Origin of the sequence: Streptomyces sp. NPDC006430, from assembly GCF_040612395.1 — a bacterium.
Taxonomy (GTDB): domain Bacteria; phylum Actinomycetota; class Actinomycetes; order Streptomycetales; family Streptomycetaceae; genus Streptomyces.
The window spans coordinates 23,273-43,835 of the sequence record NZ_JBEXQA010000042.1 but is presented as its reverse complement, the minus strand read 5'-3'; the positions used below and the strand labels follow the sequence as shown (position 1 = coordinate 43,835).

The following is a 20,563-nucleotide window of genomic DNA, read 5'->3' as shown; positions in this document are numbered from 1 at the left end:
TGTTTTGGGTGGTTGTGGGGGTTGTCCCTTTCTTCCTGTCGTCCGTCTTCTTCCTCTTCGGGGGGGGGGCCCCCCCCCCCCCCCCCCCCCCCCGCCGCCCCCTTCGGGAATTGATCAGGCGATTGCGATGAGGTCGAGGGTGGATTCGATGGAATTGAGCTGGGCAACGATGTGCTTGACCCACTTGTCGCCCGGGCGGGCAGCGGCGTGAGGTGCGACGGTGCCGGTGATGAACCGCCGGAACGCGGTGAGCTTCTCGTTGATCACGGCTCGTTCGTAGGCTTCCAGGGCGGATCGTTCGGCTCCGAGCTGGTAGCCGTCGGCCCTGGTCCAGATCAGGGGTGGCCAGCCGTTGGCGGCGATGATGTCCCGCAGGCTGGCCAGGCCGGCTCGTACTTGGCTGGGTGAGAGTTCGTCCTGCTCGGCCTCCGAGGTCGCCGCGATGATCGAGGGCGTGCTGCGGCATTGCACGGACGTAGAGATCGACCGGCAGTACACCGGCACGCACGGCGCCTCCATCGTCGGGTTCGCCTTCGCCCACATGCTCGGCTTCAACCTGCTGCCCAGGCTGAAGAACGTCGGCTCGGCGCGGCTGTACCGGCCGGCGGCCGGGGAGGACGAGAAGTGGCCGAACCTGGCGCCGGTGCTCGCGACCGACGACCTGTTCTACGGCAAGGACGGCGACCTGACCGGCTCCGACAAGGAGTCCCAGGAGGACCGGCGGGCCCTGTCCCCGCTGTTCTGGACCCACGTGAACCCCTACGGCCGGTTCGAGCTGGACATGAACTCACACCTCGCCCTCGCCACCACGGCGTCCATGGTGCCTGGCCCTCGCACCGTGCCCGAGGCGGAAGCCGCCCGATCGGCGGCGGACAGTGGGTCCGGGTCGGCATCCTGAAGCCCCACCCGCCCGGCATCGCTCCCGATCGGCTGGATCGTTGACCGGGTGAGGCGCCGGGCCGGGGAGGGGCCTGAAGCCAACGTGCTCGCGGACCGCTCGATTCGGCTACGCGTCGCGCCTGTGCAGCAGCAGGCTGCCGACCAGCAACGCGGCCGCGGCCCACGTGGCGAGCACGCCCAAACCGGCCCATGGGCCGATGGGCAGCTCGTGCAGATGGACGGTGGCTTGGACCGCGAGTCCGGCGGTCATGGGCGAGATCTGCTGGAGGTGGCGCTGCCACTCCGGGTCGTTGACCACCTGGGCGACGACCGGGAAGAGGTAGAGCAGCCCGAGCACGATCCCGATGGCGGTCGCCGCCTCCCGTACCGCCGTCGCCACGCCGAGGCCGATCAGGGCGATCAGGACGAGGTAGAGGACCGAGCCCACGGCCGCGCGCAGGATCGGGCCGTCGGCCAGGGACAGCGGGGCATAGCCATGCGCCTCGGTGAATCCGTTGCCGGGCAGGATGTAGCGGCCGACGAGGAGGGAGGCCAGGACGGCAACCGTCCCGGTGGCCAGGACGACCGTGGTGAGAACCGTCGCCTTGGCGGTGAGGACGGTGAGCCGGTTCGGCACCGCCGTAAACGTGGTGCGGATCATGCCGGTGCCGTACTCGCCGCTGACGGCCAGCACCGCGAAGACGGCGATGACCGCCTGCCCGACGGTGACGCCGGTCAGGGCGAGCTTGACGGCGTCCTGGCCGCACCCCGCGTCCGGGCACTTCACGGCCTTGGCGGTGCCGCAGCCGACGGCCACGGTCAGTGCGACGGCGAGCAGGAGCAACCTGCCCATGTCTCCTGCGGTGCGCAGCTTCGTCCACTCCGCGTGCAGGGCGCGGCCGATGTCCCCTCGCCGCGCATCGTCCGCCGTGCTCGTGAGTCGTGGACCGCTCAGGAGACTCATACGTCCCTCCCGCGCAGCCGCACCACGGCCAGACCGAAGGCGAGCGCGGCGTATCCGCACAGCACGGCGAGGCCGGCCCATGGCGCCAGCGGGTAGTAGCCGGTCGACGGCTCGTACACGCTGAGCACCTGCGTGTACTGGGGCAGGGTCTGCTGGATGGCGAAGCTCGCAGCCGGGGTCACCCGCAGCAGCCACTCCGAGACGCCTGGGGGCAGTACGCCGGAGGTGGCAAGCAGGAAGGGCAGCACGATCGATGCGGTGACCAGGGTGACAGCCGTGCCGCTGCGCCGCAGCAGGGCACCGACGCCGAGGGCGAGCACGGTGGCGGCCGCGCAGAGCAGGCCGGTGCCGACCATGACGCGCACTTCGGTTGCCGATGTGGCGGGGAAAACGTGGAAGCCTCTGCCACGCGCGCTGTGTTCCCCGATGGGAACGGTGATCGCGGCGGCCACCAGGCCCAAGGCGAACGCGACGCCCCCAGCCACCAGCGCCTTGGCACCAAGCACCCGGCCCCGCAGGGGAGTTGCCGCCATGGTCGTACGCAGCAGACCGCGCCGGTACTCGCCAGTGATGAACACCGTGCCCACGGTGATCACCACGATCAGCCCGGCGAAGGTGCCGACGAGGAAGTTCTCGACGGAGAAGCCGACGCCCATGACGGGCCCGCCGACGACCGGTGCGATGTCACCGGCCCCGGTCACGGTGAACTCGCCGCCGTCGGTCTGGGTGAAGCCGCCCTCGGTGGTGTTCGTGTAGCTGCCGGAGGTGCCTGCGTCGCCGCCCACCTGTGTGCCGCTCCACGCCCCCTGGGACCAGTCGCCGGTGAGGGCGGGGCGGCCGAAGGTGCCGGTGGCTACGGCAGGGCTGAAGCCCGCGCCCGCCGCCGTGTCCTGCTTCGCCTCCGGTGACGTCGCGAAAAGCCCGGCCTGCACGGTGCGCGCAAGCCCAGGCAGCTTCGCATGGCCGACCTTGGTCCAGTGGGAGCCGTCGGTGGAGGTGGAACCGGTGAGACTGTCACCGGAGCGGACCAGGCGCAGCCAGCGCGGGGACTCCTGGGAGACCTTGCCGGAAGGGCCCGCCGTGTCGTGCGTGTAGTCGTACTGCATGCGTACGCCGTGGCCGCCGGTGGCCATCACCGCCGCGTACCGGGATCCCTGGGTGAGGTTCTCCTTCACGATGATCCCGGCCTTCGCCCAGGGCTGGGCGCCCTGGGCCGTCTTGCCGGTCCCGGTGTCGGCCACACCAGTCAGCGACAGCAGGGGAACGGTGAGGGCGCCGTCGCCGGTGAGTGTCTTGTGGATGAAGTAGAAGCTGTCGTTGACGGCCTCGCCGCCGGGGCCCTTCGGATACGCGACGGAGTCGGCGCCGCGACCGCCAGGGGCGGGGGCGGCCGTGCCGAGCAGGCCGACCACGATCGTCACCAGGAGCGCCCCCGCCATGGCGAGGACCCAGCCGCGTACCGTACGGAACTTCGTCCACTCGGCGTGCAGCGTCCTGAGGAACCCGCTCCGCTCAGCGCGCCTCGTGGCCGGGGGGCGAGGGGCGAGGGCGGCTGTCATCGCGTGCCCTCCCCCGCCGGGATGCCCCGGTACTCCACCGCGTCCCGGGTGAGCTCCATGTACGCCTCTTCGAGCGTCGCCCGGTGCGCGGACACCTGGGAGAACGGCACCCCGTTCCGGGCAAGCAGGGCCACGATCTCCTCGTCGGGCAGGCCCGTGACGCCGAGGGCATCGGGGCCGGTGGCGAGAACGGTGGCGCCCGCGCCGTGCAGGACCTCGGCGGCGCGCGGAGGCGCGGAGGTACGCAGGGTGACCCGGCCACTGGACGCCTCGGCGAGCAGCTCGGACACGCTGGTGTCCGCGAGGACCCGGCCGCGACCGATCACCACGAGATGATCCGCGGTGTCTTCGAGTTCGCTCATCAGGTGACTGGAGACCAGGACGGCGCGGCCCTGCTGGGCCAGCTCCGCCAGGAAGCCGCGCATCCACACGATGCCGTCGGGGTCGAGGCCGTTGAACGGCTCGTCCAGCATTACCACCGGCGGGTCACCGAGCAGCGCCGCCGCGATCCCCAGGCGCTGGCGCATGCCCAGCGAGAAGCCGCCGGCCTTGCGCCGGGCCGCCGTGCCCAGGCCGGCCTGTTCGATGACCTCGTCCACGCGCCGGGGCGGCACGCCCTGTGAGTGGGCCAGCCACAGCAGGTGGTTACGGGCGGTGCGGCTCGGCTGCAGCGCGGAGGCGTCGAGCAGTGCCCCCAGATGCCGAAGCGGGCGACGCAAGGTGCGGTACGGCACCCCGCCGACCAGGGCCTTTCCCTTCTCAGCTGCGTCAAGGCCCAAGATCACGCGCATGGTGGTGGACTTGCCCGCGCCGTTCGGGCCGACGAAGCCGGTCACCCGCCCGGGCCGCACGGTGAACGTCATCCCGTCCAGAGCCAGCTGGGGCCCGAAGCGTTTACGCAAACCGATGACCTCGATCGTCGCCTTCGTACTCTCATCGCTCATGGGCCCCACCCTGTGACGGAGCGAGTGACAGGGGCCGAACGGCCACTGTCATCTCGCTGTTAGGCGCCTCGGCTTAGCCTGGCCTGGTACGTGTCCTGGTGCGGTGGCGAGAGGGGAGCATGCGGATGAAATGGGGTCCGCCCCGACGGCTCGCGGGCCTGACCGCCCGGCTCGGCCTGCGCCGTGGCACAGTCCGTACCCGCTTCACCGCCTTGTACGTGACTCTGTTCCTGCTGTCGGGAACGGCGCTGCTGGCCATCGTGGCCGTGGTGGCATCCGGCGGATCGCGTTCCAGCCAGATCGCCCCCGATGGCGGCGCCGATCAGCCCGCCACGGGGGCACAGGCCCAGGGCCGCATCGACGAGTTGGAGCAGCAGCTGGCCCAGGCGCACGACGCCCAGTCCCGACAGATTCTGCTCGGCTCCGCCATCGCCCTCGGCGTCATGGCGGTGATCTCGGTCGGGCTCGGCTGGTTCGTCGCCGGCCGGGTGCTGCGCCCGCTGCGCGTGATGACAGCGGCCACCCGCCGGATCACCGTCGACAGTCTGCACGAACGCCTGGCCATAGGAGGCCCCGGCGACGAGGTGAAGGACCTCGCCGACACCATCGACGACCTCCTCGGCCGCCTGGAGCACTCCTTCGACACCCAGCGCCTCTTCGTCGCCAACGCCTCCCACGAGTTGCGCACCCCACTCACCACGATGCGGGCTTCCCTGGACGTGGCCCTCGCCAAGCCGGGCCCCGTACCCGAGACCACGGCCACGCTGGCCGCCCGGATGCGCGCCGAACTCGACCAGATGGACCGGCTGCTGGAGAGTTTCCTCGTCCTGGCTCGCACCCAGCACGGCGAGTTCACCGACTCGGCGCGCCTCGCCCTCGGCCAACTCGCGCTGACCGCCCTCACCGGACGAGCAAAGGAGATTGCTGCCAAGGGCCTGACTGTGCGTGAAAACCGGATCGACGACTCCGCGTGGGTGTGGGGCAGCCAGACGCTGCTGCGCCGCGTGGCCGACAACCTGGTCGACAACGCGATCGCGCACAACGACCCCGGGGGCTGGATCAGTGTCGCGGTACGGGCCGAAGGAGACGACGCAGGCGCAGTGTCCCTCGTCGTCGAGTCCAGTGGACCCTTCCTCGACCAGCGGCGGGTGGCGGACCTCGCGCGGCCCTTCCGCCGCCTTGGCGCCGACCGGACCAACACCGGCCAGGGCAGCGGCCTCGGCCTCTCCATCGTCGCGGCCATCACCCAGGCCCACCACGGCACCCTTGACCTGCGCGCCCGCCCCGACGGCGGCCTGCGCGTCACCGTCGCCCTCCCCCGCACGGACGGCAGGGCGACGGCGGAAGCCCCCGGCACAGAGACGGGCGCGGCGCGTTGAGAGTCCTGGTGGTCGAGGACGCCCGTCCCCTCGCCGAAGTCATCGCCGAGGGACTGCGCGACCAGGGCATGGCCGTGGACGTGGCCCACGACGGGCTCGACGCCGCGGCCAAGCTGGACGTCAACACGTACGACGTCATCGTGCTCGACCGCGACCTGCCAGGCATCCACGGCGACACCCTCTGCCAGATGATCACCGAGCGGGACGACCGCGTGATGGTCCTCATGCTGACCGCCGCCGTTTCGCCCGGGGACCGCGTCAGCGGCCTGACCCTGGGCGCCGACGACTACCTTGCCAAGCCCTTCCACTTTCCCGAACTCGTCCTACGCATCCGCGCCCTGGCCCGTCGCCGTCCCGCCGCCCGGTCCCGCACCCTGCGCGCTGCGGGCATCGAACTCGACCCGATGCGCCGCACCGCCAGCCGCGACGGTAACCAACTCGACCTCTCCGGCAAGGAATTCGCGGTACTCGAAGCCTTCCTGAACGCGAGCCCCGCCTTCCTCAGTGCGGAGGACCTTCTCGAACAGGTATGGGACGAACACGCCGACCCGTTCACCAACACCGTCACGGTGACCATCAGTCGCCTGCGACGCAAACTCGGCGCCCCCCCGGTCATCGCCACCACACCAGGCGTGGGGTATCGGATCATCGACGCAGGCGCCCCATCCCACTGAGCATGGTGCCAGGGGCCGACGGCCCGCGAGCGGAGGCCGCACTCAGCACCAAAAAGGATCGGCTCGGCAACACGCCTGCTCAGGCGGCCAGTGCATAGACCCTACGAACTCGTGGATCAGCGACCGCTGTTAGCCTGCCGTCCATGATCAAGGGCGGCGTGGCAGGCCGGATAGGCCGCATAGCGGGGGACAACGGGCCGGAGCGCGTGCTGATTGCCGCCAGTTTCATCAACCGTGTCGGTAATGGTCTGTTCAACGCGGCGTCGGCGCTCTATTTCACTTTGGTCATGGGCCTGCCTGCGGTGCAGGTCGGCGCCGCGCTCACCATTGCCGGAGTGATCGGCCTGTGTGCGGGGATACCAGGCGGGCATCTCGCCGACCGGCGAGGAGCGCGCACGATCATGATGTTGGCCCTCATGGTCCAGGCGGTGTCGATGGCGGCCCTCGTCCTCGTCGAGAGCTGGGCCGCGCTCACGGTCATCGCGACGGTCGACCAGATCGCCGCGGCGGTCGGAGGGGCGGCGTGGGGGGCTCTGGTGGTCAGGGTCGGGGGTGAGCGCCCGGCCCTCTTCCGTGCCAAGCTGCGCACGTTCGTCAACCTGGGCGTCGTCCTGGGAACGGTGGGTGCGGGGCTGGCGCTGGCCGCGAACACCCGCAGCGCCTATGTCACGCTGATCCTCGGCAACGCGGCGAGCTTCGCCCTGTGCGCGGTGCTTCTGCTCCTACTGCCCCGCTATCCGATACTGGCAGCGCCGCCGCAGCAGCGGCGCTGGCTCGTCTTCGCGGATCGTCCCTTCCTGGCGTTCACCGCCCTCTACGGGGCCATGGGACTGCAGTATCCCGTGGTCTCGCTGCTCCTGCCGATCTGGATCTCTGAGCACACCGAAACGCCACGCTGGACGGTGGCCGCGCTGTTCGCCGTCAACTCTCTCTTCTGTGTGCTGATGCAGACCAGGATCGGCTCGCGTATCGAGACCCCGCACGACGGCGGCCGGGCGTTTCGCACAGCGGGGCTGCTCTTCCTCGTCAGCTGCCCGATGATGGCGCTGGCGGCGTACGCCCCAGTCTGGGCCGCGGTAGGACTGGTCCTGGCTGCGATCTTCGTCCATAGCCTGGGAGAGGTCTGGGAGTCATCGGCGGGCTTCGCCCTGGGCTTCGGTCTGGCCCCCGACCACGCCCAGGGCCAGTACCAAGGTGTCCTCGGGCTCGGCTTCAGCGCGGGCCAGGCTCTCGCCCCCGCGATCCTCACCACGGTGGTGCTCGGACTCGGCACGACAGGCTGGCTGCTACTGGCGTTGTTCTTCGCGGCACTGGGCGCTGTCGGCCCGTCTCTTGCCCGCTGGGGCATGCGTACCCGGCCGCAGCCAGGCGTTGCCGCAGAAGTGACGGGATGACCAGCGAGTAGGTGTCAGGAGCCTTCTTCCTCGTCGTTCTCGTCCAGCTCCGGCGCGTCCGGGTCGCGCAGCGGGCGCAGGGCGCCGGCGGCCGGTGTCGAAGCGGTGAAGCTGTAGCGGCCCAACAGGTTCAGGTTCCGGTGCTTGAGCGGGGAGAGCCGGGCGATGTCCTCCTCGCGGATCACCCAGCAGCGCGAGGAACGGACGCACCGTGGCGTACCGGGTCGCCAGCGCGGCCCGCATCGCGACGTCGGCCGTGTTCTCGTCCTCGGGCACCAGGGTCACCACGGTGGCCGCGGCGCTCAGCACGGCGGCGCGCGGAGCGATCTCCTCCATCGCCGCCCATAGCGCGGCCACGTCCAGGTCCGTGTCGTGCTCCTCGACCAGCTCCAGTTCCAGCCGGGTGGCCATCAGGACCTGGAACAGGTCCAGGGCCTCGTCGATCGCCTTCGCCTCCAGGTGCCGCATCACCGCGGTCAGCATCGCTGTGCGCTTGAGCTCCGCCGCCCGCTCCAGCAGCGGCGCCTTCGACCCCAGCGCGTACCGGGCCAACGCCGCCATCCGGTTCGGCGGGATCTGCGACAGCTTCAGCCGTCCCAGCTGGTACGCGCCGATCTCGTCCACCCGCTCCAGCGCGCGGGCGAACGCCATCCCCGTCGGCGGCCGGCGCAGCCGCTCCAGCTCCGAGAACCGCGACCCCTCCGGCGTCTTCAACGTCGCCACCAACTCGCCCGGCAACGCCGGATCGGCGCGGCGGGCGGCACCCGCGACCGTGGTGTGCAGCCGCTTCTCCGCGGTCTTCCGGGCCTCCGACACCTGCCGGGCCAGCACGCTCACCCCCGGCAGCAGCACCCGGTGACGGCGCAGCCAGCCCACCCCGCGACACCCGGCGCGGGCGGCGGCGAGTTCGGCGCGGACATCCGTCCCGGGCCGGGCGTCGGCGGCGGCCGAGGCCCTGGCGACCGCCGTGCGCAGTTCCGCGCGCGGCGGCGCTGTCGCCGGGGAGGACGGTGACCTCGGAGGCGTCGGCCGCAGCGGCGACCAGGCGCGCCGTCTCGGCGGGGCCGGACACCGCCGAAGGGGTGTGGACGCCGAGGAGCCGGGGCGCCCATCCGGCGACGAAACCCCGGCTCCCCGCGCTACGCCACCTGGATGTCCCGCCGACGCGCCGCTCGCCGCCTGCCTCGTCGGCGGCCTGGGCCCCGTCTGACCGGCTCGACGCGACGAACGACGGGATCGCGGCAGCGGTACGAACTCCGCCCAAGACGCACTCTCGGTCGCCGGTTTGGGCCTGCCCCCTCGCAACTTAGGCAGTCGCACCCGGCTCGAGTGCATAGCAGATGGCTTGTTCGGTGGTCATGGCAGCACCACGCTTCTGCGCCTCGGCGAGGACGGATTCGTCCAGTTCGCTCTGGGCTCTCCGTTCGAGGGCATCCAGCAGCGGCTGTTCCACCGCGGCGGGTTTACGCCCCGTGGAGGTGCGGAGAGTTCCTACTGCGGCCAGAAGGGTGGCCGCCCTCTGTGAGCGTGCGGCGTCGGCCTCCTGGCGTGCTGCGGTCGTCAAGGCGTCCACGGCTGGCATCCACAGACCCTTGTCGGCGCAGTCACGCAGGACGGCGGCCAGGCCCTCGGCAGCGGACCGCCGTTCGCCGGCCGCGTGCAGGTTGCGGGCGTGCTGCGCCTGTCGGCAGACCGTTGCGAACAGGTCGTCGCCGAGGGCCGTGTCACGCAGGGCGGCGGCGGACAGCGCGGCGGCGCGTTCCGAGTCACCCGCGTGGTACGCGACCTCGGCCTGTGCCCAGCGTGTGGTGGCCAACCCCTCGCGCAGGCCGGTGCGTACGAAGACTTCCTCGGCCTGTGCCAGTTGTTCCGCGGCTCCCGCCAGCTCGCCGAGGCCGCACCGTGCGATGGCGACGGCGACCCGCGCCTCGGCCACTGACCATTCGGTTCCGTACGCGAGGACCGGTGTCAGTACGGCTTCGGCGATCCCTGCGGCCTCGGCCGCGCGGCCCTGCAGGCATCGGACGACCGACAGCTGGGCAAAGGCCTCCAACTGCAGCTTGACGTCTCCGCATTCCTCTGCAAGACGGGCCGCCTCCTGAAAGTTGCCTGCTGCCTCGTCGAGATCGAGGCTGAAGGAAATCAGTCCGGCGGCGTACAGCACGCGGCGGCGCGCCGCAGGCGGTTCCGGTTCCAGTCGGGCGAGGGCCCGGCGTACCCAGTCCAGTCCCTCGCGGGGCAGGCCGGCCCAGAGCCATGACAGGGCACCGACCAGATCGACTCCCAGGCAGGGGTCTACGGAGCCGAATGACCAGTCGAGGACGGCCCGGAGGTTGGCCATCTCCCGGCGCAGCTCCCTCTTCATGGACACAGTGTCGCCCGGGGGAACGCTCGTCCGGATGCGCGCGGCGAGCGACCGGTAGTACACGGCATGCCGCTGCCGAGTGGCGTCGGCAGAGCCGGTGAGCACCGTCTGCTCTGCCGCGAACTCCCTTACCGCACCCAGGAGCCGGTACCGGGCGGGCCGGGCGTCAGGGTCTGCCACGACGAGCGAACGGTCGACGAGGTCGCGCACGATGTCCCGCACCCCGCCGGCCGACGGGTCCGGCCCACGGTCGGCGGGTCTGCCGGGTGAATCACCGGACGGTTCGTCAGAGGGTACGTCCGCCTCGTCCGCCGCACCGGCCCCGACGGCCACAACCGCCTCTGCGGCAGACAGGGTGAATCCCCCGGCGAACACGGACAGCTCGGCGAGCACCCGTCGTTCGCGTCCGGTCAGCAGCTGGTGACTCCAGTCGATCGCCGCCCTCAACGAACTGTGGCGCGCGGGCCTGGCGCGCCGCCGCACCAGTAGGTCCAGCTGTCGGTCGATCCGGTCCGCGACCTCGTTGAGGGGCAGTGCGCGCAGTTGTGCGGCAACCAGCTCCAGGGCGAGCGGCACACCTTCAGTGGCCCGGCACACGGAGGCAGCCAGCGGCGCCACCTCGTCGGTCATCGTGAAGGCGGGCAGTCGGGCCGCGGCCCTGTCCATCAGCATGCGGCCTGATGCCGAGCCGAGCAACGCCTCGGCGGAGTCCCCCGGTGGCAGGTCCAGGGGCCCCACGGTGCGGACAGTCTCACCGGCCACGGCCAAAGGCTCCCGACTGGTCGCCAGGAGATGCAGACCCTCGCACCGGGCGAGCAGGGTGTCGGCAAGGTCGGCGCACGCGTCGAGAACGTGCTCGCAGTTGTCCAGGACGAGCAGAGCGACCCGCGGGCCCAGGCCGGCGGTCAGCGCCTCAGTGAGGGTCTTGCCCGGGCCTGCGGCCACGCCAAGAGCGGCCGCCACGGCCGCCGGGACGAGATCGGGCCTGCTCACGCCCTCCAGCTCAACGACCCATGTGCCGTCCGGCATGTCGGCACCCAACCGTTGGGCGACCACCAGCGACACGCTCGTCTTGCCGATGCCGGGCGGGCCGACCAGAGTCACGAGCCGCCGGGTGGCCACGAGCGCCACGAGCTCCTCCACGTCCCGATCCCGGCCGAACAGCGGCGCCCGCGCCGCCGGAATCCGACCCGGTGAACCCGGTCGTGCATCGGGAGCGGGCGGTTCCGGCCAGGGAGCGGCTGAACCGTCGGCCAAGATCTCCTGGTACAGGGTGCGGAGAGCCGGGCCGGGCTCGACTCCGAGTTCGTCCACCAGGACCCGCCGGGCATCCTGGTACGCGGTCAACGCCTCCGCGTGGCGGCCCGCATGGCGCAACGCCGTCATGAGCAGCCGGTGCCCGGTCTCCCGCAGGGGGTGGGAGGTGGCCAATAGGCGGATCTCCGCGATGAGATCCGGCCGTGCTCCCAAAGAGAGTTCGAGGCCGATGCACTCCTCGAGCACCCCCAGCCTGGTCTCGTCGAGGCGTGCGGCCTCGGCCTCCAAGTACGCGGAGGGCAACCCGTCGAACGCGGGGCCCCGCCATTGGCCCAGCGCCGTCCGCAGCAGGCGCGCCGCTTCGGTCGGGTCTCCTTCGGCGGCCTCCCGGCGGCCTTCGGCGACCCACCGTACGAAGATGTCCAGATCGGTACGCACCGCGTCGGCGGACAGCGCGTAGCCGGGCTGCCGGGTTCGTATCGCCTGCGGCCGCAGGGTACCGCCGAGGGCCCGGCGCAGCGCCGAGACCATCGCCTGGACCTGGGCCCGGGCCGTCACTGGCGCGTCGTCTCCCCAGGCGGCAGCCACCAGCCGCTCTACGGACACGGCGTGCCCGTGGTGCAGTGCGAGAGCGGCAAGCACCGTACGTGCCCTTCCGCCGGGCAGAGGGACCGCCTCGCCCTGGTCCGTCACCTCGATTGGCCCGAGCACCTTCAACTCCACTGCCACACGATGCCAGAGGCTGTACCGCCCCAGTTCCACCCCAGCCTGGAACGCGTCCTCGGCCCACGCCTGGACCACCAGGCCGTCACCTGGCTGCTCGAACGCTACGGCTCCCCGGCCGCCCTGCGGAAAGCCGGCCGCCGCAGACTCGTCGAACTGATCCGTCCCAAGGCCCCGCGCATGGCCGCCCGGCTCATCGACGACGTCTTCGACGCGCTCGACGAACAGACCGTCGTCGTCCCCGGCACCGGCACCCTCGACATCGTCATCCCCACCCTGGCCCGCTCCCTGGCCCGCTCCCTGGCCACCGTCCACGCCCAGCGCCGGACCCTGGAAGCCCAGATCAACACCCTGCTGGACGCCCACCCTCTTTCCCAGGTCCTGACGTCGATGCCGGGCGTCGGCGTCAGGACCGCCGCAGTCCTGCTGGTCACCGTCGGCGACGGCACCAACTTCCCCACCGCCGCCCACCTCGCCTCCTACGCCGGACTCGCCCCCACCACAAAGCAGTCCGGGACCTCAATCCACGGCGAACACGCACCACGAGGCGGAAACCGGCAGCTCAAACGCGCCATGTTTCTCTCCGCCTTCGCCTGCATGAACGCCGACCCGGCCTCCCGCACCTACTACGACAAGCAACGCGCCCGCGGCAAGACCCACACCCAGGCCCTCCTCCGCCTCGCCCGCCAACGCATCAGCGTCCTGCTCGCCATGCTCCGCGACGGCACCTTCTACGAACCCCGCACCCCCAACGACGTCGAACTCGCCGCATGACCCCACGCAGCCAAACCACCCCAAACCCAACCCGGACGCCTTGACGAAAGACAATAGAGGCACCCCCCGTCGGCCGCTCCTGGAACGCGGCTCACCGCGGACCCGACGCCGACCCGCCCGGGCCCCCAGGCCCCCGCACCGGGCTGACACCACCACCCGCTCGGTGGGGCGGGCCGTGTTCCACGCCGAACCGTGGTTCCGGGAGGTGCCCGACGTGGCGCGGGGGCATGCTGGATTCCACGGTGCGGACCATCCCGAGCGAGGTGACCGCCATGATCGACCTGGCGTCGCGACTGTCCGGCCTGCCGGAATCCCGCGGACAAGCACCCTGGCCGGGCCACGAGTACGTCAAGGGCTGGGGCGTGTTCGGCCAGCCCTTCGACTCCGGGCACGTCCTCGCGCTGCGGGTCTTCCCGGAGAGCTCCTTCGGCCCCTACCGGACGGTGTGGCACCGCACCCCCGACGGCGACTGGTCCATCCACGTAGACGGGCAGGGCCTGGACACCTCCTGTCCCCGCTACTACGGGCCGGCCTGTCAGCACACCGGCTTCGCCCGCATCCAGCTCGCCTGGACCGGGCCCGCCTCGCTGCGGGTGACGATGGACTCGCCCTCCCTGGACTGGACACTCACCGCGCGCTCCACGCCCGTCCTCACCGTGATGAACGCCGTCAGCTCGGCCCTGCCCCTCGCGACCTGGCGCCCGCGACTTCTGCTACGAAGCCGAGAGCTGATGGCCCGCGCGCTCGGACTGGGCAGCGTGCAGATGGCTGGCGTGATGCCCAGTGGGCACACAGGCACCCTGATGCCCGAGCGGATGTACTACATCGCCGACGCCCGAGCCGTTCTCGACGGCGTGGACCTCGGACGCCCGGTCCGGCTGAATCGCAATCCCCGCATCGGCGAGGTGCCGCTCCCGGCCCGCGGCATCTTGGCCATCGGCCAGGCGGCCTGGCAGATCCGGGATCGCGCCGAGTACGAGCGTACCCGGGCCCAGTCTGCCCACCCGGATCCGAAGACCGATGATCCGGGGCCGGGCTGACATCGCGTCTTCTACTGACCGGTATCCTTCGCCTGCCGACGGCTCGCGCAGCGGCCGACGGCCAGCCTCGGTCCGGGGGCCTCCAGGGCGCTGATCAGTTCGCCGGGAGCAGGGCGGTCCGGACGCTGCGGTCCAGGTACAGGCTGAACGGTGCCATCAACCCCTCGCCTGGTCTCGGTCAGCCGTACATCGCCACGCGGCACAGAGTCGCCACTGCGTCGTCGATGGGATGGGGCTGTGGCTTGCCAGAGGAGTCGAGCCTGTTCCACCTCTGGAGGTTCAGCGCGACGGCCATCTGCCGCATGCCGTCGGCGCGGGTCATGGCCAGCGCTCCGCCACCCCAGACCATGCCTCCGCGGCCCCAGAACTCCGGCCGGCCGCCCGTCGTGAGGGGCACTGGCCGACAGAACGGGCCCGCGGTCAAAGTTCGCTGGCACACGCTCAAGACACAGGACACGGCGGCTGGACGAGTACGCGGCCGGGGCGCGGAAGGCCGGAGACGAGCAGCTCGCCGCGCGGATCGCGGCATTGCGCAGGCCAGCGCTCCCGGCGTGGGCGGCCGCGCTGCTGGCCCGCAGCCGGCCCAAGGAAGCGCATGGCCTGGCCGAGCTTGGTGAGGCGCTCCGTGCGGCGCACCAGACGCTGCACGCCGGGCAGCTGCGGAAGCTCTCGCATAATCAGCATGTGGTGATCGGACGCCTCGCGCGTACGGCGCGAGGCGCCCCCGGTCGGCCGCCGGAATGGGATCACCTGGCTCGGACGCCTCGCGCGTACGGCGCGAGGCGTCCGAGGCCGGGCAGGCGGTGAGTGAGCCGGTGCTGCCCGAGGTCCTGGAGATGACGGGCGTGCTGGTCCTCTTCACGATCTGCGACGGTCAGACCCCGACAGCCTGACCGCCCTGAAGGCCGGCCTCCCCGTCTCAGGAGGTCTCGGCTGCCCGGTGGAGGACGACCGGCAGCCATTCGTCGCCCCGCACCTCCACGGTCAGGCCGGCTGCGCGGAGTGCTGCCGCCATGGCCAGTGCGAAGGCGTACGCAGCCCCGGCAAATCAGCAGGGGCTGGCCGGCGGCCGCGGCAGGGTCAGCGTGCCCAGCGCGGCCGCAACCGGCACCGTGGTGAGCACGGCGGCGCTGACCAGGTCACCGGTGATCATCTGCCGGCGCTTGGAGTACCGGTCGGCGAGCCCGCCGGCGTGCAGGGCGAGCAGCGCGGGCGGGAGCTGCCCAAGGAACGCCAGCGACGCGACCTGGGCGGTCGTGGCGTCCAGGTGGAGCACGGCCAGAACCGGCAGCGCCATCTGGGTGATCGAGCTGCCGGCCACGCTCGCGGCCTGGCCGGTCAGATACCGGCGGAAGTTCCGGTGCCGCCACAGCGAGTCGCCGGAGGGAGCGGCTGTGGCAGGGGGCTCAGAGCAGGACGTCACGGAGCACCCCCTCGGCTTCCTCCAGGCGCTCCCACAGCACGCCCACGGCCTCATGCCGAGCGCGCCCGTACGCCTCCAGGGCCGGAGTGACCGAGGCAGGGTCGTCCAGCGGCTCGGACAGGGGATAGACCGAGCAGGCCAGGTACCCGGCGGCGACGCGCGGCACGGCAAGGAGGTCCTCGGCCGCAAGCTCCGGGTTCGCCGCACGGTAGGCGCCAACGGCGCGGGCCAGGCCCGGGATCCATTCGTCCGGGCGGGCCAGCACGGTGCGCGGGTCCAGCACGATCCGGCCGAGCTCCCAGACGGCACTACGATGCCCCGGGGGCCGGAAGTCGATCACCGCGGCGACCGCCTCGCCGCGCAGCAACAGGTTGGGAGAGGCCAGGTCCCCGTGCACGACCTGCGCCGTCAGCGTGACCGGCAGCTTCTCCAGGCGGGCCGCCACCTCGGGAAGGGCGGCAAGCCGCTGTTTCGCGGTCTGGGCGCACCAGGCGGCGAACCCTGCCGCTGCCGGTGCAGGCGGAACGGCGGCCCAACGGGCGAGCAGTTCCTCCAGCCTCCGCCCGGCCCGCGCGACGTCGCACACCTCGCGAGTCGCCACCGGGCGCGGGGGTCCGACGGGGTGCCGGGCGAGGACCCGGTGCAGGCGGCCGACGGCCTCGCCGACCGCATCCCACCGGCCGCCGGACAGCCCGCCCTCGGCCGTCTCCGCGCCCGCGACGTACTCCGTCACGGATACCGACAGCCCGCCGGCCGACGCGATCACCTCACCCGTCACCGTCCGCCGCACGGCCGGCACCGGAACCCCGGCCGCCCTGGCCGCCTCGCCCAGGGCCAAGGCCTGCCGCTCCGCCTCCATGTCGGTCCCATGGGGGTACGCCTTCACGAACCACCGTCGGCCCTCGCGGTCCTCGGCCAGGTAGTTGCAGGTCGCCGTTCCCGCCGGGCCCTCGCTCACGTCGGTCGGCGTGATCCGGTACAGCAGCGCCAGGATCCCGGCCACGACCATGACGTCGGACTCGGCACTCATCTCGCTGCCCGCGACGGTGCCGGCCTGCGGACGGACGGGACTCGCCGCCCGTCCCCGGTAGATGTGCTCATGCCGTTCACCAGCCCAACTGGGAGTAGGTGCGGCCTTCGGAGATCGCGGCGATGGCCGTTCGGGTGTAGGGGACGATCCGGTCCGGCAGCTCATGCCGCGGCCACCACTTCCAGGTCAGGCACTTGTCGGGCTCAAGGACCTTCGGTACCCCCTCCCACCGGCGGGCCTTGAAGACCAGCTGCATCAACGGCAGCGCGCCTGCGGCGTCGACAACGTGGACGACGTGCGCGAGCTCCACGTCCGCGGGGTCGATGACGAGACCGGCCTCCTCCCTCGCCTCGCGGACCAGGCAGGCGAGGGCGGACTCCTGCTCGCACCGACCGGCGAGGTAGTGCCAGGTGTCGCCCGCGTACTTCGAGTCGGGGTGACGCAGCCCGAGAAGCACCCGGCCTTCGGCGTCTTCGAGGTGGAGGTGGACTCCGATGCCGTTCAGCACCGTCCGGCTGCCCCCGTCCCACACGGCAGGAGCCGCGACCTGCTTGTTGTCCGGAGGGTTCTCGGCCGCGTGCCGGCGAATCAGGTCCCGGGTGGCGGAGCTCAGGCGCAGCCGGTCCAGGTCATCGGGGGCGAACCAGCGCAGCAGCACACCCTCGTGCAATGCGAGGCGGTCAGCGTTGCCGCGCCACCGGGCGGCGAAGACCTGGACGGGGACGCTGAGGCCGTCGATGCTTGTGGCGGCCTCCACGGCGTAGGGCTTCAAGTCCTCGAGGCGGAGGTCGGGCACCTCCTCGGACAGCTCCCGCAGCAGCGTGCCCTCCAGGCTCTGGTCGTCGTGCGTGCGGCCGCCTCCGAGAAGAGCGAACGCCCCCGACTGCCAGATGAGGCCAGGCTTGTGGTCGCGCAGATGGAGCAGGTAGCGGCCGTGCCCGTCGTGGACGAGCGCGGAAGCGTTCACCGGCTCCGGCCGGCCGTCCAGCCGCGCCGCGAGGAGTTTCGCGCGCAGTGTCGGCGAGGTGACCTCCGGCTGCGGGAGCCACTGGGCTCCGGACACCTCCTCGTCCTGCAACGCGATCGCGGGCGGCTCCTCACCGGCGAGGTAGAAGACGTAGCGGACGTCGTAGTCGCGGTGGGCCGGTTCTCCTTTCGCCGGGTTGGCGTCGATGTCGTGGACGTCGATGTCGATCGGAGAGCCGAGCAGCTGCCGGGTCAGGCACAGGGCACCCGGCGCGATCCCAGCCTCCTCCGACACCTCCCGCAGCGCCGCGGCGAGCAGCGTGCGGTCCCGAGGCTCGATGTGGCCGCCGGGAGTGAGCACGAGGCCGCCGGTAGCCCGGTGCCGGATGTGCAGGACCCGGCCCTGCCGGTCGATGACGACAGCGCTGCACGTGACGTGCCCGGGAAGCGTCGTCCGGGCGGTCGCGTCGACGGGCCGGTCCAGCGCGGCGAAGAGCCCGGCCAGGGCGTCACGCTCGCCGGGGTGCCGGCCGAGGTACGTCTCGACGGACTTGCGGATCGCGGTGGAACTGGGTGACATGGGCGTCGTCTCGCCTTCGAGGGAGTGGGGACGGGGTGGCAGGCCGGGCTGGAGGTAGTCGCTCCGGTGGATCAGCTTGCTGTTTCGTGGCCGGACGGCTGGGCGCCGCGGGGGCCGGGAACGCCGCCGGGTGCCGGCGCGATCCCGTACTGGGCGGCCTGGGCGGTGAACATGCCCTGATACAGGCCGCCCTCGCAGGCCATCAGGTCCTCGTGGGTGCCGTCCTCGACGACGCTTCCCTTGTCGAGGACGTAGATGTGGTCGGCGTGCATGGTCGCGGCGAGCCGGTGGGTGACGAGCACGACCGCGTGCCCCTCCTCGGCCAGGGACCACAGCCTCTCGAACGCGGCGATTTCCGCATGGGGGTCCAGCGCACTGGTCGGCTCGTCGACCAGCAGGAACGGCGCCTGCCTGTACCTCGTTCGAGCTGTCCCCAGCTTCTGCCACTGGCCTCCCGAGAGCTGGACGCCCCGCTCGTAGCCCTTGAAAACGATCGAGTCCCAGCCGTGCGGCAGGCCCTCGACCAGCTCGAGCACGTCCGCCTCGCCGGCGGCCTTGCGGACGCGGTCCATGTCCCGGGGACGGTCGCCGGCACCGATGGCCACGTTCGCGGCCGCCGTCATCTCCCAGCGCGGGAAGTCCTGCGCCAACAACCCGACTTCGGCGAAGACCTCGGCGCGGTCCGCCTCACGCAGCTCGACCCGCTCGCCCGATTCACCCACCCACCACACGTCTCCCTCAGACGGCAGCAGTAGCCCGGCCAGCACCTTCGTCAGTGTGGTCTTCCCCGACCCGTTCGCACCCACCAGGGCCGTCACCTTCCCCCGTGGTACGCGCACGCTCACACCCTTCAGGGAGGGGCCGTCGGCACCCGGATAGGTGAAGGACACCGCCTCCGTCCGCACCTCCCGGACCGGCACGGGCAGCGGCGTGCCGGTGAGCGGGATCGCGTTCTCGCCCGCCACCGCGATGGCATCCTCGGTGTCGGTAAGGAACAGCAGCTCTTCGTACAGCCGGTTGACCTGCTGCACCAGCGACGTAAGCCGCGCCGTCGACGTACGGATGGCGATCACCGCGGTCCCGCCGACGGCGAGCGGCAGACCGCCGGTCGACAGCAGCCACCACAGCACTCCGTAGCAGGCCAGCGACGCCACGCCGGCGAACGCTCCCGCGATCAGGTCCGTCGATGCCTGGGCCCGGGCCAGGCGCCGCTGCTCTGCCTCCGTCTGCCGGGACATCTCCTCGTAGCTGGAGAGCAGTTTCGTGCCGGCGGCGTGCACGCGGAGCTCACCGGCGGCGTGCGGGCGGGTCAGGTAGGCCAGCAGGGAAGCGATCGCCCTGCGGTGGTCAACCCAGTTCATCCGGGAGAGGTAGTCGCGGCGGGCCGAGCGGACCGCGCCCCACCCCTTGGGCAGGGCGATCGCCAGCAGCATCGGCAGCAGAGCCCAGTGCAGCGCCGCGAGCACGACCGCGGCTGCCGCCATGCCGATCACCACATTGCCGACGCCGACCGACAGCCGCAGCATGCTGCGGGCCGAGTCCGTGCCGAACTTCCCCGCTTCCAGGATCCGCTGGACCTCCGGCCGTTCGGTCGCCTCCACCTCCACCCCGGTGACGGCCGTGTAGTAACGGGCGGAGACCGCCCGCTCCACCTGCGGCTCCAGCCGGCCCGACATGGCCGTCGACCATGCCGACAGGACGGCGCCTGCGACCGCTGCGATCGCGAGTGCCACCAAGGACGGCAGAGCGTCGCGGAGCTTGTCCACGGTCGGGCCGTCGGCGAACAACCGCGCGAGAACGCCGTTGACCGCCACCAGCCCCCACCCAGCCGTCACGCCCTGCCCGAGCTCGGCCGCAACAACCCCCATCAGCGCGCGCCGGTCCGCCCTCCAGCCGGTGCGCAGCACCATGCCCACCATCCGCGGCAGCGCGGCCGCCATGTGCCCGAACTTCAGCCGGGTCAGCGGACCTTCGTGGCGGACATAGGCCTGGTCGTAACGCAGCCGGCCCCCGTACAGCTCTCGCTCGGCGTCCGAGATGTTGTCCGTGGCTGCGGCCTTCGGGCCGCTCCCGGTCTTATCGCTGTCTGGTTCGACCAGCGTCAATGTGTTCCCCCTCGTGGACGGGATGGTGGAGTCGACGTACTCAACGACGCCGCGCGATTTCGAGCACCTGTTCCTTTCGGACGGGTTGTGCGCCCTGTGATTCCGCGGTTTTCCGAAGGTGCGTGGTGCATCGACCCTTGCCGCGCAAGGGCGCGCGGCTCGGGGGTGGTTGGCCGAAACGCCGACGTTCGGGCGCTGCGGCAGTCGGCTGTCAGCCAGGGCTCGTAGCTGGGGTCTCACGCTGCCCGCCTGGGGTGGACTGCAGTCCCAGGCGCAGCGTCATGACCGCGTGGTCGGCAGCCCCGCTTCGCGGGCTTCCTGGTGGTAGTCGCAGGCGAAGACGCGGTTGGCGTGGGGTGTGGAGACGAAGAGGTGGTCGAAGCGGAAGCCGTTGCCGCTGCGCCCGTACCAGGAGTGAGCGGCCTCGTCCGGGTGTAGATGCGGGAAGGCGTCGGCGAAGCCCGCGTCTTTGAAGCTGTCGTAGAAGGTGTACTCCCATTCTCTCAT

Annotated in this window: 17 protein-coding genes and 3 pseudogenes; 7 read left to right on the top strand and 13 right to left on the bottom strand. The window is 71.5% G+C overall.

The window, feature by feature from the left end; all coding sequences use genetic code 11:
* Nucleotides 1-114 precede the first annotated feature (114 nt).
* Entirely contained in the window at nt 115-471 is a 357-nt protein-coding gene (locus tag ABZZ20_RS33445; RefSeq protein ID WP_356876182.1) for a RacP protein, read from the bottom strand.
* Between ABZZ20_RS33445 and ABZZ20_RS33440 the strand changes: the two genes are divergently transcribed.
* Nucleotides 443-898, top strand: coding sequence for a Tn3 family transposase (locus ABZZ20_RS33440; protein ID WP_356876180.1), 456 nt, complete (start codon nt 443-445; stop codon nt 896-898). The genes ABZZ20_RS33445 and ABZZ20_RS33440 overlap by 29 nt on opposite strands.
* Before the next feature lie 108 nt (nt 899-1,006).
* Here ABZZ20_RS33440 and ABZZ20_RS33435 read toward each other — a convergent pair whose 3' ends face one another.
* From ABZZ20_RS33435 to ABZZ20_RS33425, 3 genes are read right to left on the bottom strand one after another with little or no spacing between them, the layout of a single operon-like run.
* Nucleotides 1,007-1,843: an ABC transporter permease subunit gene (locus ABZZ20_RS33435; protein ID WP_356876178.1), complete on the bottom strand. Its 837-nt coding sequence runs from the start codon at nt 1,841-1,843 to the stop codon at nt 1,007-1,009.
* A complete protein-coding gene (locus tag ABZZ20_RS33430; RefSeq protein WP_356876176.1) occupies nt 1,840-3,402 on the bottom strand; it encodes a hypothetical protein in 1,563 nt (520 codons plus the stop codon). Before ABZZ20_RS33430 ends, ABZZ20_RS33435 begins: the two co-directional genes overlap by 4 nt.
* Nucleotides 3,399-4,346 carry an ATP-binding cassette domain-containing protein gene (locus ABZZ20_RS33425; RefSeq protein WP_356876174.1) on the bottom strand — a complete coding sequence of 316 codons (948 nt, stop codon included), beginning with the start codon at nt 4,344-4,346 and terminating at the stop codon, nt 3,399-3,401. The genes ABZZ20_RS33430 and ABZZ20_RS33425 overlap by 4 nt, the downstream gene beginning before the upstream one ends.
* A gap of 125 nt (nt 4,347-4,471) precedes the next feature.
* On the opposite strand from ABZZ20_RS33425, the gene ABZZ20_RS33420 reads away from it, so the two are divergent.
* From ABZZ20_RS33420 to ABZZ20_RS33410, 3 genes are all read left to right on the top strand, one after another.
* Nucleotides 4,472-5,725 carry a HAMP domain-containing sensor histidine kinase gene (locus tag ABZZ20_RS33420; protein ID WP_356876172.1) on the top strand — a complete coding sequence of 418 codons (1,254 nt, stop codon included), beginning with the start codon at nt 4,472-4,474 and terminating at the stop codon, nt 5,723-5,725.
* The gene (locus ABZZ20_RS33415) at nt 5,722-6,399 is read left to right on the top strand and encodes a response regulator transcription factor (RefSeq protein WP_356876170.1); all 678 of its coding nucleotides are present in this window, start codon (nt 5,722-5,724) and stop codon (nt 6,397-6,399) included. Before ABZZ20_RS33420 ends, ABZZ20_RS33415 begins: the two co-directional genes overlap by 4 nt.
* Nucleotides 6,400-6,542: 143 nt before the next feature.
* A complete protein-coding gene (locus ABZZ20_RS33410) occupies nt 6,543-7,793 on the top strand; it encodes an MFS transporter (protein ID WP_356876168.1) in 1,251 nt (416 codons plus the stop codon).
* Between the two features lie 180 nt (nt 7,794-7,973).
* Here ABZZ20_RS33410 and ABZZ20_RS33405 read toward each other — a convergent pair.
* Both ABZZ20_RS33405 and ABZZ20_RS33400 read right to left on the bottom strand, forming a co-directional pair.
* Nucleotides 7,974-8,669: pseudogene (locus ABZZ20_RS33405) on the bottom strand (Tn3 family transposase); the annotation flags it as partial.
* Between the two features lie 430 nt (nt 8,670-9,099).
* The gene (locus ABZZ20_RS33400; protein WP_356876166.1) at nt 9,100-12,138 is read right to left on the bottom strand and encodes a BTAD domain-containing putative transcriptional regulator; all 3,039 of its coding nucleotides are present in this window, start codon (nt 12,136-12,138) and stop codon (nt 9,100-9,102) included.
* Nucleotides 12,139-12,168: 30 nt separating this feature from the next.
* Here ABZZ20_RS33400 and ABZZ20_RS33395 point away from each other — a divergent pair.
* Both ABZZ20_RS33395 and ABZZ20_RS33390 read left to right on the top strand, forming a co-directional pair.
* Nucleotides 12,169-12,912: pseudogene (locus ABZZ20_RS33395) on the top strand (transposase); the annotation flags it as partial.
* Nucleotides 12,913-13,139: 227 nt separating this feature from the next.
* Nucleotides 13,140-13,952 carry a hypothetical protein gene (locus ABZZ20_RS33390; protein ID WP_356876164.1) on the top strand — a complete coding sequence of 271 codons (813 nt, stop codon included), beginning with the start codon at nt 13,140-13,142 and terminating at the stop codon, nt 13,950-13,952.
* A 178-nt stretch (nt 13,953-14,130) separates the two neighbouring features.
* Here ABZZ20_RS33390 and ABZZ20_RS33385 read toward each other — a convergent pair.
* Both ABZZ20_RS33385 and ABZZ20_RS33380 read right to left on the bottom strand, forming a co-directional pair.
* A pseudogene (locus ABZZ20_RS33385) lies at nt 14,131-14,319 on the bottom strand (hydrolase); the annotation flags it as partial.
* 74 nt (nt 14,320-14,393) lie between these two features.
* Nucleotides 14,394-14,636: a hypothetical protein gene (locus tag ABZZ20_RS33380; protein ID WP_356876162.1), complete on the bottom strand. Its 243-nt coding sequence runs from the start codon at nt 14,634-14,636 to the stop codon at nt 14,394-14,396.
* A 56-nt stretch (nt 14,637-14,692) separates the two neighbouring features.
* Here ABZZ20_RS33380 and ABZZ20_RS33375 point away from each other — a divergent pair, with 56 nt between their 5' ends.
* Entirely contained in the window at nt 14,693-14,845 is a 153-nt protein-coding gene (locus tag ABZZ20_RS33375; protein ID WP_356876160.1) for a hypothetical protein, read from the top strand.
* 155 nt (nt 14,846-15,000) lie between these two features.
* Here ABZZ20_RS33375 and ABZZ20_RS33370 read toward each other — a convergent pair whose 3' ends face one another.
* The 5 genes from ABZZ20_RS33370 to ABZZ20_RS33350 form a co-directional block, all read right to left on the bottom strand.
* A complete protein-coding gene (locus ABZZ20_RS33370) occupies nt 15,001-15,375 on the bottom strand; it encodes an MFS transporter (protein WP_356876158.1) in 375 nt (124 codons plus the stop codon).
* A complete protein-coding gene (locus ABZZ20_RS33365; protein WP_356876156.1) occupies nt 15,359-16,405 on the bottom strand; it encodes a phosphotransferase in 1,047 nt (348 codons plus the stop codon). The genes ABZZ20_RS33370 and ABZZ20_RS33365 overlap by 17 nt, the downstream gene beginning before the upstream one ends.
* Before the next feature lie 76 nt (nt 16,406-16,481).
* Complete coding sequence (locus ABZZ20_RS33360; protein WP_356876154.1) at nt 16,482-17,951, bottom strand: NUDIX domain-containing protein; 1,470 nt, start codon at nt 17,949-17,951, stop codon at nt 16,482-16,484.
* Nucleotides 17,952-18,022: 71 nt separating this feature from the next.
* The gene (locus ABZZ20_RS33355) at nt 18,023-20,050 is read right to left on the bottom strand and encodes an ABC transporter ATP-binding protein (RefSeq protein WP_356876190.1); all 2,028 of its coding nucleotides are present in this window, start codon (nt 20,048-20,050) and stop codon (nt 18,023-18,025) included.
* 285 nt (nt 20,051-20,335) lie between these two features.
* The gene (locus ABZZ20_RS33350; protein ID WP_356876152.1) at nt 20,336-20,563 is read right to left on the bottom strand and encodes a hypothetical protein; all 228 of its coding nucleotides are present in this window, start codon (nt 20,561-20,563) and stop codon (nt 20,336-20,338) included.

Coding starts and splice junctions, on each gene's coding strand:
- ABZZ20_RS33440 (WP_356876180.1), top strand. CDS start 443: ATGATCGAGGGCGTGCTGCGGCATTGCACGGACGTAGAGATCGACCGG.
- ABZZ20_RS33435 (WP_356876178.1), bottom strand. CDS start 1,843: ATGAGTCTCCTGAGCGGTCCACGACTCACGAGCACGGCGGACGATGCG.
- ABZZ20_RS33430 (WP_356876176.1), bottom strand. CDS start 3,402: ATGACAGCCGCCCTCGCCCCTCGCCCCCCGGCCACGAGGCGCGCTGAG.
- ABZZ20_RS33425 (WP_356876174.1), bottom strand. CDS start 4,346: ATGAGCGATGAGAGTACGAAGGCGACGATCGAGGTCATCGGTTTGCGT.
- ABZZ20_RS33420 (WP_356876172.1), top strand. CDS start 4,472: ATGAAATGGGGTCCGCCCCGACGGCTCGCGGGCCTGACCGCCCGGCTC.
- ABZZ20_RS33410 (WP_356876168.1), top strand. CDS start 6,543: ATGATCAAGGGCGGCGTGGCAGGCCGGATAGGCCGCATAGCGGGGGAC.
- ABZZ20_RS33390 (WP_356876164.1), top strand. CDS start 13,140: ATGCTGGATTCCACGGTGCGGACCATCCCGAGCGAGGTGACCGCCATG.
- ABZZ20_RS33380 (WP_356876162.1), bottom strand. CDS start 14,636: ATGCTGATTATGCGAGAGCTTCCGCAGCTGCCCGGCGTGCAGCGTCTG.
- ABZZ20_RS33375 (WP_356876160.1), top strand. CDS start 14,693: ATGGGATCACCTGGCTCGGACGCCTCGCGCGTACGGCGCGAGGCGTCC.
- ABZZ20_RS33365 (WP_356876156.1), bottom strand. CDS start 16,405: ATGAGTGCCGAGTCCGACGTCATGGTCGTGGCCGGGATCCTGGCGCTG.
- ABZZ20_RS33360 (WP_356876154.1), bottom strand. CDS start 17,951: ATGTCACCCAGTTCCACCGCGATCCGCAAGTCCGTCGAGACGTACCTC.
- ABZZ20_RS33350 (WP_356876152.1), bottom strand. CDS start 20,563: ATGAGAGAATGGGAGTACACCTTCTACGACAGCTTCAAAGACGCGGGC.